Annotated in this window: 16 protein-coding genes; 9 read left to right on the top strand and 7 right to left on the bottom strand. The window is 49.1% G+C overall.

The window, feature by feature from the left end; genetic code table 11:
- Window positions 1-4: 4 nt before the first annotated feature.
- The 6 genes from GFC06_RS14405 to GFC06_RS14380 all read left to right on the top strand — a co-directional run bounded on the left by GFC06_RS14405 (window position 5) and on the right by GFC06_RS14380 (window position 5,420).
- Window positions 5-1,474, top strand: a complete 1,470-nt coding sequence (locus GFC06_RS14405) for a heavy metal sensor histidine kinase (protein ID WP_153690291.1) — start codon at window positions 5-7, stop codon at window positions 1,472-1,474.
- Between the two features lie 70 nt (window positions 1,475-1,544).
- Window positions 1,545-2,195 (top strand): flavodoxin, encoded by a 651-nt coding sequence (locus GFC06_RS14400; protein WP_404990127.1) that lies wholly within the window; start codon window positions 1,545-1,547, stop codon window positions 2,193-2,195.
- Between the two features lie 51 nt (window positions 2,196-2,246).
- A complete protein-coding gene (locus GFC06_RS14395; RefSeq protein WP_049282248.1) occupies window positions 2,247-2,894 on the top strand; it encodes a DUF4405 domain-containing protein in 648 nt (215 codons plus the stop codon).
- 107 nt (window positions 2,895-3,001) lie between these two features.
- Window positions 3,002-3,481, top strand: coding sequence for a (R)-mandelonitrile lyase (locus GFC06_RS14390; RefSeq protein ID WP_047497910.1), 480 nt, complete (start codon window positions 3,002-3,004; stop codon window positions 3,479-3,481).
- The gene (locus GFC06_RS14385; RefSeq protein WP_101700528.1) at window positions 3,459-4,220 is read left to right on the top strand and encodes a carboxymuconolactone decarboxylase family protein; all 762 of its coding nucleotides are present in this window, start codon (window positions 3,459-3,461) and stop codon (window positions 4,218-4,220) included. Before GFC06_RS14390 ends, GFC06_RS14385 begins: the two co-directional genes overlap by 23 nt.
- 135 nt (window positions 4,221-4,355) lie before the next feature.
- Window positions 4,356-5,420: an alpha/beta hydrolase gene (locus GFC06_RS14380; protein ID WP_047416683.1), complete on the top strand. Its 1,065-nt coding sequence runs from the start codon at window positions 4,356-4,358 to the stop codon at window positions 5,418-5,420.
- 133 nt (window positions 5,421-5,553) lie between these two features.
- Here GFC06_RS14380 and brnQ read toward each other — a convergent pair whose 3' ends face one another.
- A complete protein-coding gene (brnQ, locus tag GFC06_RS14375) occupies window positions 5,554-6,672 on the bottom strand; it encodes a branched-chain amino acid transport system II carrier protein (RefSeq protein WP_267237668.1) in 1,119 nt (372 codons plus the stop codon).
- Between the two features lie 862 nt (window positions 6,673-7,534).
- Between brnQ and GFC06_RS14370 the strand changes: the two genes are divergently transcribed.
- Window positions 7,535-8,386 carry an aldo/keto reductase gene (locus GFC06_RS14370; protein ID WP_142417387.1) on the top strand — a complete coding sequence of 284 codons (852 nt, stop codon included), beginning with the start codon at window positions 7,535-7,537 and terminating at the stop codon, window positions 8,384-8,386.
- A 26-nt stretch (window positions 8,387-8,412) separates the two neighbouring features.
- Window positions 8,413-9,402: an aldo/keto reductase gene (locus GFC06_RS14365; protein ID WP_153690289.1), complete on the top strand. Its 990-nt coding sequence runs from the start codon at window positions 8,413-8,415 to the stop codon at window positions 9,400-9,402.
- A gap of 24 nt (window positions 9,403-9,426) precedes the next feature.
- Here GFC06_RS14365 and GFC06_RS14360 read toward each other — a convergent pair whose 3' ends face one another.
- A complete protein-coding gene (locus GFC06_RS14360) occupies window positions 9,427-10,320 on the bottom strand; it encodes a LysR family transcriptional regulator (RefSeq protein WP_047502196.1) in 894 nt (297 codons plus the stop codon).
- 148 nt (window positions 10,321-10,468) lie between these two features.
- Between GFC06_RS14360 and GFC06_RS14355 the strand changes: the two genes are divergently transcribed.
- The gene (locus GFC06_RS14355; protein WP_049282649.1) at window positions 10,469-11,260 is read left to right on the top strand and encodes an SDR family oxidoreductase; all 792 of its coding nucleotides are present in this window, start codon (window positions 10,469-10,471) and stop codon (window positions 11,258-11,260) included.
- Window positions 11,261-11,402: 142 nt separating this feature from the next.
- On the opposite strand, the gene GFC06_RS14350 is transcribed toward GFC06_RS14355, so the two are convergent.
- The 5 genes from GFC06_RS14350 to ycgZ form a co-directional block, all read right to left on the bottom strand.
- Window positions 11,403-11,954 carry a LuxR C-terminal-related transcriptional regulator gene (locus tag GFC06_RS14350; RefSeq protein WP_153690288.1) on the bottom strand — a complete coding sequence of 184 codons (552 nt, stop codon included), beginning with the start codon at window positions 11,952-11,954 and terminating at the stop codon, window positions 11,403-11,405.
- Window positions 11,954-12,199: a hypothetical protein gene (locus GFC06_RS14345; RefSeq protein ID WP_153690287.1), complete on the bottom strand. Its 246-nt coding sequence runs from the start codon at window positions 12,197-12,199 to the stop codon at window positions 11,954-11,956. The genes GFC06_RS14350 and GFC06_RS14345 overlap by 1 nt, the downstream gene beginning before the upstream one ends.
- Before the next feature lie 128 nt (window positions 12,200-12,327).
- Window positions 12,328-12,594 (bottom strand): biofilm development regulator YmgB/AriR family protein, encoded by a 267-nt coding sequence (locus GFC06_RS14340; protein WP_016153343.1) that lies wholly within the window; start codon window positions 12,592-12,594, stop codon window positions 12,328-12,330.
- A 34-nt stretch (window positions 12,595-12,628) separates the two neighbouring features.
- Window positions 12,629-12,901: a hypothetical protein gene (locus GFC06_RS14335; RefSeq protein ID WP_047502190.1), complete on the bottom strand. Its 273-nt coding sequence runs from the start codon at window positions 12,899-12,901 to the stop codon at window positions 12,629-12,631.
- A gap of 42 nt (window positions 12,902-12,943) precedes the next feature.
- Entirely contained in the window at window positions 12,944-13,180 is a 237-nt protein-coding gene (gene ycgZ, locus GFC06_RS14330; RefSeq protein WP_016153345.1) for a regulatory protein YcgZ, read from the bottom strand.
- Window positions 13,181-13,301: the final 121 nt, after the last annotated feature.

The raw sequence follows: 13,301 nt of genomic DNA, 5'->3' as shown, positions 1-13,301 counted from the left end.
CAGCATGCCTAAACGTTCCATCTCTGTTCACCTGGCGCTGATGTTTGCCTTATCCGCGCTGCTGATTGTGTCTATTATCGGTATCCTGCTCAGAAGCTCCTTACATGACTCTTTGCAAAAGCAGATGCACAACGAACTGTTGTTCCGGGAATCATTAATGAGTCCGTGGATCGCCGCACGAACCTCGGCTGACGGCTGGTCGACGTTGGCTAATAAATTTACTGTGCTAACCAATTCTGAAGGTGAGCGCGTTCGCTACTGGATAGTGAGCGATAACCCGCGCTTTAGCATGGGGGGAATACCACCGGTGGGCGTTCAGTGGTCTTCTTTGCAGGAGGGATTTAATAAAGTGCCCGGCGCATCGGAAGGTGCATGCTCACTGTTCCTGTTAGTGAAAACCATCCCCGCCAACGGTGAAAGGCCTGAGCTGCGCTATGTGGTTGCCATCGACTCTACGCCGTATATGGGCACACTCGATGCGTTCACACGAACGCTGCTGATTATTGCCGCGCTGGGCGTACTGATTGTCGCCTTACTGGGATACGTTGTTTCACGGATTGGCCTGCGTCCGGTGGGCATGCTCAGTCAGCAGGCACAACACCTTGCACCAGGTGACCATGGCCAGCGCCTGAATACCTGCGCGTTGCCCGAAGAACTGCAGCAACTGGCATCATCATTTAACGGTGTGTTAGAGCGTCAGGAAATCGCCTGGCGACAGCTCGAGAGCTTTAATGCCGATGTTGCGCATGAACTTCGTACCCCGCTGACTAACCTGATCGGCCAGACGCAACTCGGGCTATCACGCCGACGTTCACAAGATGAACTGGAAGAGTTATTGGGTTCAAACCTTGAGGAACTTGAACGCATGACGTCGATAGTTAACGACATGCTGTTCCTGTCTCATGCGCACGCAGGTGAACATGCTTCCCAGCTTACGCAGGTGTCCCTGCGCGAAGAAACCCTGAAAACAGCGGAATATGTTGAACCCTCTTTTGCTGAAAAACAGCTTTCGCTGGAGGTTGAGGGCGACGTCACGGCGCATATCGACAGGCGGCTGTTTCACCGTTCACTGGCTAATTTGCTGGAAAATAGCGCCAGGCATTCCCCCTCCAATAGCACGGTTACGGTGCGCTTAAGCGAAAAAGGCAATCAAGCTTGTGTAGACGTTTCTAACCCTGGCGATCCGATAGCGCCAGAGCACTTGCACCGGCTTTTCGAACGGTTCTATCGTGTTGACACCTCCCGAGCCAGGAGTGATACCCATCATGGGCTGGGCCTGTCGATTGTCCGTGCCGTCGCCATTATGCACCGGGGAGATGTCTTTGCCCGTAGCGAGAACGGTATCAATACCTTTGGCCTGACGTTTGCTAAACAGCCTGACGCTATCCGAACCGGGAGACTGATTTCAGAGACAAAATCGGGATCTCCGCGCGCAAAGACTTCTGACAAAATTGTCAGAGAGTCGTCAGTCTGATGTCAGGCTATCTGCGCCAGAATCACTGCTGATACTCACCACGGCTGATTGAAGGAATGAAACAGTGAGAATGAAAAAGGTATTTAGCGGGTTTCTGGCGATGATGGTCATGGGGCTTCTGGGGCAGCCCGCGTTCGCATCAGAGGATTCATCCGCACACGCCCGCACGCTGATTATCTACTTTTCACAACCAGAGGAGATGAAACCTGGTGCCGTGGATGGTTTTTCCGGGGCCAGCGTATTACAAAAAAATACGCCGGAGACCGGCAGCACGCAGTTTATTGCGCAACTGATTCAGAAGCAGACTCACGGCGATCTGTTTCGCATTGAAACCGCCACTCCCTACCCTCGCCAGCATGATGCACTTTTGCGCGTTGCCGAAAAGGAACAGCAAACGAAAGCCAGACCCTCGCTAAAAACGCCGCTCCCTGACCTGAGCGATTACGACACCATTTACGTCGGCTACCCCATCTGGTGGTATACCATGCCAATGGTGATATACAGCCTCTTTGAGCAAAATGACTTTGCAGGCAAAACGGTCGTTCCCTTTACCACCCATGGTGGCAGCAGGTTAGCCGACTCCCTGCGAGAAATTGCTCGCATGCAGCCACAGGCCAAATTAATCACTCGTGCGCTCGCGATCTCGCGCAACGATATTTCAGCTCCTGACGTACCCGCGCAGGTTGAGCAATGGGTAAAACAAGTCCAGCCACAACGTTAATCCCTCGACATGAAGAAAATTTATATTTTCCAGGTCATGCAGGATGCGCTGATGACGTTACTTCTGTTGGTATTGATGGGATTTCACCTTCACGGTGAAATCGTGCATGAATGGGCGGGTATTATTTTTACGCTGCTCATCATGCTGCATTTATATCTTAACCGGCATCGCTTGTGGTCACTGTCGCCCAATATTCCGTTAACCATGCTGGTAGTTAACAGAATCATTAATGCAGTGACATTCGTTGTCATTCTGACCGCGATTGTCTCGGGCATGATGCTGTCCCGACATATCCTTCTGGACCAGGCGTTCCACAACCCGGCGAGCTGGGTCAGGAAAGTACACATGACGTCGGTCCACTGGGGAATGCTCATTCTGGCGCTGCATATCGGGTTGCACTGGAAAATGCTGGCGACCTTTTTCTGCCGGGTCCTGAACATCTCCAGAAATTCATTCTTTGCAAATGTCATGATGCCAGGAGTTTTTTCGCTAATCGCACTACTGGGATTGTACGAATTACTGAACCAGAACTATCTCGATTATTTGTTGATAAAGGTCGATTTTTCCTTTTTCGATTACGATGAATCTGCCCTACTTTTTTATCTACGCTACCTGGCCATTATTGTTTTATTTTCATTAATGACACGGTTTTCGCTTTGGGGCCTTATTTTTAGAAAAGACAAAGCAGCGTCACCATAATAAGGGTTAACTGACAGAATTGTCAGGCTGGCGTCAGTCTGACGACATCTCCCCCTGATTAGAATCATTGCAGACCCTCTCCATCATTGTAGATAAGGACGCTTTGCATGATCAGACATTTACGTTACCTCGGGCTGTTACTGCCCCTCTTTACGTTTTCATCCTGGGCGGCGGAGCAAAATCCCGCTGTCCATATCGCCACCGCCGGAAGCCAGAATGCGGTGTACGGGCCAGCAGAGAACTTTACCGGTCGCGTCCGGGTTGATCCTCTCTTCAAACCAGATAACGAAATTAGCGTTTCCGGGGCTTATGTCACCTTTGAGCCAGGTGCTCGTTCCGCCTGGCATACGCATCCGGCAGGCCAGCGGCTGATTGTGACCTCGGGAGTTGGGCTTACCCAACAAGAAGGCCAGCCGGTGCAGGTCATCCGCGCTGGCGACGTTGTCTCTTGCCCGGCGGGCGTCAAACACTGGCACGGGGCGGCACCCGGCAGCGCAATGACGCACCTGGCGATAACCGGGATTGTGGATGGCAAAAGCGTTAACTGGATGGAGAAAGTGACAGATGAACAATACCACGCCCATTAAGGCATTAACGGCAGCGGTACTGCTGACCTTTGGTTTGGGTCTCACGGCACATGCTGCGCCCGTCAATAAAGGAGCCTCAGAAATGAATCACGAACAAACGGTTTCAGATACGCTGTCAGCTCGCCAGCAAGCCATCCCATTGATTGCGGCATCAATGGCCAGCAGTCAGATGGATAAGCTGAATGCCGCACTGAATCAGGGGCTTGATGCAGGACTCACGATAAACGAGACCAAAGAGATTCTCGTTCAGCTCTATGCCTATACGGGATTTCCCCGTAGCCTGAACGCGCTGAATGAACTGATGAAAGTCGTCGAAGCACGTAAACAACGTGGCGTTGAAGACGTTGAAGGTAAAGAGCCGGTCGCCGCCATCCCTGTCGGAGATGAGCTTCGCCGTGTCGGTACCGCAAACCAGACTAAAATCTCCGGCGCTCCCGTCCAGGGACCTCTGTTCGATTTTGCCCCGGTTATTAATCAATTCCTACAAACGCATCTGTTCGGCGACATTTTCGCCCGCGATAACCTCGACTGGCAAAGCCGCGAGTTGGCAACGGTTGGCGCATTAGCCGCCACGCCGGGCGTTGAAGCTCAGCTGTTATCGCATACGCGAGCCAGCATGCGAGTCGGCCTGACGGCAGCGCAACTGCGCCAACTGGCACAAGTTCTGCGTGAACATGGCGAAGAAGATGCGGCTACGCGGGCGGAACAGGCGCTGCAACAGGCGTTAGCAAACAGTTAGGCGTTGGTTTGAGACGATACGGTGCTAATCCTCCGCATTCATGAGTCTGCCAAATAAGGGCAATCAAAGGTGCTAAATAATTCACGCTGACAACTCAGATATGATTGAACGGCAAACATAACAGAGGATGTAATCTTGAAAACTGTCTTAAAAACGCTGGCCATCTGCGCGATGGCGGGTGGCATGGTGGCTCAGTCGGTATACGCCGAGCCGCTGGTCATTCAGGAACAAGGAAGCTTTTCTGCTGGTGGCACTATCATCACCGCACCAGGGAAATTTGACGCGAAAACACCGCTGGACTCTGCGGGTCAAACCTGGCATGGCGATCATGCGTCTGTGTTCTACCAAATTCCGGAAAATCCGCATAAATACCCTATCGTCATGCTGCACGGCGCAGGTCAGTTCTCCCGCACCTGGGAAACCACGCCGGATGGTCGCGAAGGGTTCCAGAACATATTCCTGCGTCGTGGATTCTCAACTTATCTTGTCGATCAGCCCCGCCGGGGCAGCGCCGGGCGCACGACGGTAGAAGGTACGGTTACGCCTAAACCGGATGAACAGATGTGGTTTAACCAGTTCCGCGTTGGCGTGTGGCCGGAGTATTTTCAGGGCGTTCAGTTTTCTCACGACAAAGAAGCCCTGAATCAGTATTTCCGTCAGATGACCCCGAATACCGGGCCGTTTGATATCAATGTTATCTCTGATGCGATGTCCGCCGTCGTGGATAAATCCGGCCCGGCTATCCTTTTCACCCACTCTCAGGGTGGCGGACCAGGCTGGTACACGGCGATGAAAAACGACAAGGTCAAAGCGATTGTCGCCTTCGAGCCTGGTAGCAGCTTTGTCTTCCCGGAGAAAGAGCTCCCTGCCCCAATGCCAAGCGCGTTCGACACGCTGAAGGGTGAACCGGTGCCGATGGAGCAGTTTATGGCACTGACTAAAATTCCGATTCTGATTATTTACGGCGATAACATCCCGGATAAACCTGTCGCCATGCCCGCGCAGGACAGCTGGCGCGTGCGTCTGGCAATGGCTCGCGAGTGGCGTGACGTGGTGAACAAGCATGGCGGGGATGTCACTGTGACGCATCTGCCTGAGGAAGGAATCAAAGGGAATACCCACTTCCCGTTCTCGGATCTGAATAACGTGCAGATTGCTGATATGGTGAGTAAATTCCTGAAGGAGAAAGACCTGCAATAGAAAGAGATAATATTGAGCCTTCATTATTGAGGGCTCAATACAATCATCAGTTATATCAAAAAAATAAAATGGGGGCGTGACGGTCTGTTTTGCGCAAAAATGAAAAGACAACTTCCGAACTCGCAGTGTTCATTCAGGATTTTACAAACAAGCTCATTATTCCCACTGCCAGGGCGCTATAGAAAAGCAACTGATACAGATTCGTCGGCACGTCTGTCCATTTTCTAACGATGCCCAGCGCGACCACGACCAGCGCAGCCGGGTAAATGGCGCACAGCACGGGAACCGCCATTGCGGTGAGGGAATTCAGTCCCAGCACGGCAAGTGCTGCTGACACCATCAGGGAGAGCGTCACCAGCAGCCCATAAGACGCACCGGTCGTCTGGTTGAAATAGCGCGCCGTTCCGGTCGTCAGACCAATAGCCGTGACCAGACAGGCGAGGGTAATGATCGCCGCCAACAACACCCGGCCATAAACGCCAAAAACAGTCTCGACATAGGCGCTCATCACCTGCATACCGTTCGTTGCGCCCCGCACCGGGCTGTGGGACCCCATCGACAGATAGCAGATATAAATCACGGCCAGACCTGCAGCGGCGATAAGGGCTGCGGCGATGGAATGGGTGAAGATACCCCGCGGATGGTGGATCCCGCGCTGTTTAAGCGTGTGGGTGATAATGGCGCCGAAGCACAACGCACTGATCACATCCAGGGTCTGATAACCGTTGACGAACCCTGTATCGAACGCGCGAGTTTGATATGCGGTTGTGGCGGTCGTGAGCTCACCAATCGGATGTAACCAGGCACATATGCCGATAAAAATCAGGGCACTAATTTTAATGGGCGAAAGGAAGAAACCGACGATTTCCAGCAGTTTTCCGGGTTTAGCCAGCGTCGCGCCAGCAAGGCCAAAGAACGCGGCGGAAAATATAATCTTCTGCATCAGGGAACTAGCTGCGCCATCGGTGATGACTTCATAGCTAATCGTCGCGGTGCGTGGCGTACCAAATAAAACCCCCAGCGTTAAAAAGCAAATGCCAATAAAAATCAGGCTCGGCCATTTGCCTAAAGGTTTCGTTAATTCCGCGATATCACCGCCATTAATGGCAAGGGAAATAATCGCCAGTGCCGGGAACAGAACCGCTGTGATGATAAAGCCAAAGCCTGCATTAAAGGCGTTTGCGCCCGCCTGCATGCCGACCAGCGGCGGGAATATAATATTGCCAGCACCAAGAAAAAGAGCCAGCGTCATCCCCCCAAGAGCTATAGTCTCGGATAGAGGCAGTTTACAATTCTTTGTCATATTTTTTTAAAACGCTCAGGTTTTGTGCGATTCATTTAGTGGAGATAATATAGATTACAGGACAATTAGCCGAATTTAAGATTGTTTTGTGATTTTTATCACTGATTTATACTTTTCAGAGAATAATTATTAACCGTTTTGCTATCACCTCCAGTATTTTCTTCTAATCAATATTCCTAACTCCAGCGGTAACGAGTTAAATAAACATACGACAACATGACTTTCAACCAAAGGTAGATGCAAACAAGCATTTGTTTAATATTTATAGGGGAGTGTTGAGCAGTTAAAAATATATTCCTTGTTACGGTAATGTATATTTTTTGATGAATTAATAACTTGTTAACTTATTAACAATACAAACTACATCCGATTTTGGCATGGAACGGCTAAGCGGGCAGACCCAGAGGTCGCCACGAGTAACGCTGGCAGTAACACTTTTCGACACTTGTCATATCACTTGTAGTAATAGAGCCGCAAATTCCCCCAAGTCAGGGTGTAGTGTGTTTTAATACTTTTGGATTTCATCATTTCACAGCCAAACTATGCTAATCATCCTCAGTTTCATGCCAGGAAGTGGGAAAAGCACTATCGCTCAGGCATTAACAAAAAAGTTCAACGCTCTGTGCTTGAGAAGAACCCCAACGATTATTATCGTGGGGAGTTAGCAACAGCCGCTTCTGACAAAAAGTTGACCGTCAGCCCTCCTCAAAATTAATGAACACATCTAATAAACCCTAGCTAATTACCCCATCTAATCGAATAAATAACTTTGCGTTATGCTTTTCCTCGACAACAGCCAAAGGATAACGTCATGCAAACTGTAAAACTGAACAACGGTATTGAAATGCCCCTGCTGGGCTTTGGTGTGTTTCAAATGTCTGATGCCGCTGAATGCGAAAGAGCCGTTATTGATGCGATCGATACGGGATACCGCCTGATCGATACCGCCGCGTCTTACCAGAATGAAACCCAGGTCGGGAACGCTCTGAAACAAAGCGGTATCGACCGTAACGAACTCTTTGTAACGACCAAGCTGTGGCTGCAGGATACTAATTACGAAGGCGCTAAAGCCCAGTTCGAACGCTCCCTGAATCGTCTGCAACTTGATTATGTTGACCTGTATCTGATTCACCAGCCTTACGGTGATGTTCATGGGGCATGGCGTGCCATGGAAGAATTACAACAGGAAGGAAAAATTCGCGCCATTGGCGTCAGCAACTTCCATCCTGACAGACTGGCTGACCTTATCGCCTTCAACAACGTTGCCCCTGCGGTAAACCAGATTGAAGTTAACCCCTTCAACCAGCAGCTGCATGCCGTTCCTTGGAATCAAAGCCGTGGCATTCAGCCGGAAGCCTGGGCTCCGTTTGCTGAAGGGAAAAATGGTCTGTTCCAGCATCCCGTATTAACGGCAATTGGTCAGAAGTACGGCAAAAGCGTAGGCCAGGTTGTGCTGCGTTGGATCTTCCAGCGAGGCATCATTTCACTGGCGAAATCGGTGCGCAAAGAACGCATGGCAGAGAACATTAACATTCTCGATTTTGAACTCAGTTCTGAAGATATGCTGCAGATTGCTGCCCTCGACACTGCAACCAGCGCCTTCTTCTCTCACCGCGATCCGGCGATGGTGGAATGGCTGACCGGCCGCAAACTTGATGTTTAAGTCGCGATAAAAGAGGTATTCATTCAATGCAAAAACGTTATCTGGGTAAATCCCGACTCGAAGTATCCGCGCTTGGGCTCGGCTGCATGGGCTTAAGCCATGGCTACGGTCCGGCGACCGATACCCGTCAGGCTATCGAGCTCATTCGCGCTGCGGTTGAACGTGGCGTCACCTTCTTCGATACCGCTGAAGTGTATGGCCCCTTTCTTAATGAAGAGGTTGTAGGCGAAGCCTTAAAACCGTTTCGTGACCGTGTGGTTATTGCCACCAAGTTTGGTTTTACCTTCGGTGCGGACAACAAGCAGCAGATTTTAAACAGCCGTCCTGAACATATCCGTGAAGCTGTGGAAGGATCATTACGCCGCCTTAAGACTGATGTCATTGATCTGCTGTACCAACACCGTGTCGACCCGGATGTCCCTATTGAAGATGTTGCGGGAACGGTGAAAGACCTGATAGCGGAAGGCAAAGTCAAACATTTCGGTCTGTCCGAAGCGGGCGCACAAACCATTCGTCGTGCACATGCTGTTCAACCGGTTACTGCGCTGCAAAGCGAATACTCTCTGTGGTGGCGCGAACCTGAGCAGGAAATCCTGCCGTTACTGGAGGAACTGGGTATTGGTTTCGTTCCCTTCAGCCCATTAGGCAAAGGCTTCCTGACGGGATCGATTAAGCCAGGAACCACTTTTGGCAAGGATGATTATCGCAGCACCGTGCCGCGTTTCGCCGAGCAGGCGATTGAAGCCAATGAAAAGCTGGTCACCTTGCTGGGTGAACTGGCGGCAGAGAAAGGCGTGACGTCTGCGCAAATCGCGCTGGCATGGCTGCTGGCACAAAAGCCGTGGATTGTTCCTATCCCTGGTACCACCAAACTGCACCGGCTGGAGGAAAACCTGGGGGCTGCCGACATCATTCTTTCACAGAAGGATACGCAGCAGATAACCCAGGCGCTGGAAACGATTAACATCGTCGGTGAACGTTACTCTCCTGAGCACCAGGCCCGCGTAGGCCGTTAATATCCGAACGGGTCTACGGACCCGTTATTGGGCGTAGCGGAGTGCATCGATCATCAGCGCAAATGCGGGCGGGTGCTGCTTACGGCTCGGGTAGTAGAGATAATAGCCGGGAAAAGATGGACACCAGTCCTGCAGAACCTGAATAAGCTCCCCTGACTTTATATAATCCTGCACCCTGTCTTCAGGCATACAGGCAATGCCAAAACCGGATAAAGCAGCATCAATCCTTTCTGCCTGCTGATTAAACGTTACCTGCCCTTCCACTCTGACCCGTAACGGTTTCCCTTCCTTCTCAAACTCCCAGTGATAAAGCCCACCGGCAGTCGGCAGGCGCATATTGATGCACCGATGATTTTGTAGCTCGTGCGGCGTTTCAGGTGCAGGGTTTGCCGCGAAGTAAGACGGTGCTCCCACCACGGCCATGCGCATGTCCGGGCCAATTCTTACAGCAACCATATCCTTATCCACGCTTTCGCCCAGGCGGATCCCGGCATCAAAACGGCCCTCAACAATATCGACAAAGCCGTTATCAACCACCAGTTCGAGATTAATTTCCGGATATTCTTTGAGGAAAGGTTTTAACTTTGGCCATACCAGACTTCGCGCGGCATGCTCCCCAGCAGATAAGCGGATATTGCCGGAGGCAGTGCCGTTCAATTGAACCAGCGATTCCAGCTCCTGTTCAAGATCGGCAATACGCGGTTCAAGGCAGGCAATAATTCTCTCACCGGCTTCCGTAGGGGCAACGCTTCGGGTCGTACGGGTCAGAAGGCGGATATTGAGCCTTTCCTCCAGCGCCTTCATCGCATGGCTGAGTGCAGACTGAGAAACACCCAGTTTGCCCGCTGCTTTGGTAAAACTTCGCTCCCTTGCCACCACCAGAAAGATTTGCAGTTCGTTGAAGTTTTCTTTGAGCATCGGCGATTTCCTTATGGTGGCATTCCCTTCATCGCGCACTCATGAAGGGTGTTCATAGACACAATCATTTTAGCCCTATTACTGACAATAATGATAATTGATATTCTGGCTGTAGAGAAAATAAGTCTGAATTATCAGAAGGTTTATCATGAAAATACTCATTGCAGGCGCGACCGGAAGTATTGGTCTTCATGTCGTGAATACCGCTATCGAAATGGGTCATCAGCCCGTGGCGCTGGTCAGAAATAAACGGAAAGTAAAATTACTTCCGCGTGGAACGGATGTTTTTTACGGCGATGTTTCAATGCCTGAAACACTTACCGATTTGCCGAAAGATATTGATGCCATCATCTTCACGCTCGGTTCCGATGGCCAGGGGCGTATTGGCGCCAGAGCGATAGATTACGGCGGTGTGCGTAACATTTTACGACTCTTCAGGGATACACCTGTACGCATCGGTTTAATGACCACGATTGGCGTGACTGAACGACTCAGCACCTGGAATCAACGCACTGAGGTTCATGACTGGAAAAGACGTGCCGAACGTCTAGTCAGAGCGAGTGGTCACCCGTATACCATCGTCAGACCCGGCTGGTTTGATTACAACAATGATGATGAACACAGAATCGTTTTGCTTCAGGGGGATCGTCGCCATGCAGGAACACCAGAAGATGGTGTGATATCAAGGCAGCAAATCGCCCAGGTTCTGGTCAGTGCCCTGACTAACGAGGCGGCAAAAAATAAAACGTTTGAGCTGGTGGCCGAACGAGGCGAAGCACAGCCGGATCTTACTCCACTGTTTGCAGACCTGCAGGCTGATGATCCACAAAAAAATGATGGCGTTTTAGATATAGACAATATGCCTCTGTGTGAAGAACCTGAGTGCATTATTAACGAGCTGAACCGCACGGGGTTGCTGAAATCTATAAATAAATCATAAGCATCCCGACAAGGCTGTATCATCGCCCTCTTATAATGCGCGTTAATTTATTTTCAGAACAGAAGACATCATCGATGAGATAACCCGAGCGATTGATTTAAACGTACACAAATCGCTGAAGGTAAGTTTAGCGTATCGATGATCAGGCATGCTTCAGCCAGTTCCGGAATATTTGCGCTTGCAGTATTCCCTGAAAATCAATCAGCCCTGAGCAACCAAGTTTCTTGATCAGATTCTGCCTGGCCTGGTAAATGGTTTTTAAGTGTAGATTTAACATGGCAGATATCTCAAAAACAGTTCGCCCCTCCCCTAGCTGCGTTAAAATATATTTATCTCGCGCAGTCAAGGAGATATTGAGTTCCGATTGATGCTCGTGCTTACCACCAGCACGAGTAATATCAATAATAAATTGCTTGATTGAGGCAACATCGCTATCTACTGGCAGTCTGTAAAGTGAGATATCATTGAGATACTGATACAGATGACCATCAATCAGCAGCACCAGACGATACGTATTCAGATCGTAATTTTGCTTTTTTACCGCGTCAAAGTGATTAGCGGTGAAGAAAACAAGTCGCGCCTTGTCATCTTCAAAAACGATATCTTCAAGGATATTCTTTAACCCTTGCCTGATAAAGATATCATCAATCCATAAAACTGCGTTTCCAGCATGTTCCTGCACGATGTTCATCATTATGACCTCAACGAAAAATCACCATTGACCTCACCGGGCTGCGAAGTTTTATCGAGTTGAAGATGTGCCAGAATCTGTGAATAGAGATCGGTCAGTATCACATTCTTCTCATTCTTCAACTGCGTGCTGAATGCCTGAATAAGAACATCATTACTGATACAACCCTGTTTTAACATGACATTACGCTCTATATCCTTATACAAAGCGCAGCGGAAAATAAAATCTTCCGGAATTGAATTAACCATATCAACTCCATAATATGCAGTCATAAAAATAAGAGGATGCTATGTATAGTCTTAATCCAAAAAGCGAAGCGACAGAACTTACATCATACAATAATTGTGCTGTGTATTTATATTAATGTGTTATCTCATTAGACGTCATCAGCCGTATAACGTAACACTATTTCCAGGGTTTTTCTGATAATGTCTGCCTTGACAACGTCAGTTGTTGACTCCAGAGAACTAATCAGGCTTAAAATGATGTTTTTATTATTAACATTATCACCTGCCAGAATTACATTTGTTACCGCCTGCCCCAATACCACTGACTCATCTGCTAATAGTTCACCTGCATTATGGAAGTAACTTGATAAAGCTTTATCCGTCATTACACTGTGGACATTAATTTCATGAAGCATGGTAACCTCGCTTGTATAGTCTGGAGAATTATCTTTAATGTAATTTAGGGTTTTTGCTGGCACTGAAAGCACTCTCATCTCTCGTTTTTTCCGGTTTTCTGCTTATCTTCCCCGGATTAACATTTGTAAAATCATTGATAACGCTGTCAATTAATTGTTTACGTGTACCATCCATTTCACTGGCATGCATAAGCCGCAATTGCTTAATCAGTGCAGCTAACGAAACGTCTGTATGCATTCGCAAAATTTCTAGCACAGCCAAACCTGTAATTTCATGTTTCAAGCGTTCACTGTCAGGTTTCTTCATAACTCCTTCACTACTTACCCATTATCATAGTAGGGCTTTATTTTATTCGAAAAGCAGGCCGATTAACGCATTGTAATGTTTCTGTTCATTCTCACCTGATGCATTTTCAAGACGGTGCAGAAGTTTGGTACACAGTGATTTGCGACTGAGATTGCGCCCATCTTTTAGTATCTCAGTCACGATTTCGCCCAACGTTTCCTGTTGGGTTGGCAGATGCGCTTTAGCAAAGTAACGAGAAATCGCGCTTGCAGAATCAGTGCGAACAGTATGCTGCTGCATGGAGTGCTCCTGTAACAAAATGCTGGTGAATATTAAGTTTTATAACAGTAGCAAAGCTGTACCGAAAATGTGTACAACATAGCACGCTAATTTTTAGCAAAAAATGCTAAACTAATTAAAT

Origin of the sequence: Citrobacter braakii (assembly GCF_009648935.1) — a bacterium.
Lineage (GTDB): Bacteria > Pseudomonadota > Gammaproteobacteria > Enterobacterales > Enterobacteriaceae > Citrobacter > Citrobacter braakii.
This window is presented reverse-complemented; position numbering and strand designations above follow the sequence as displayed.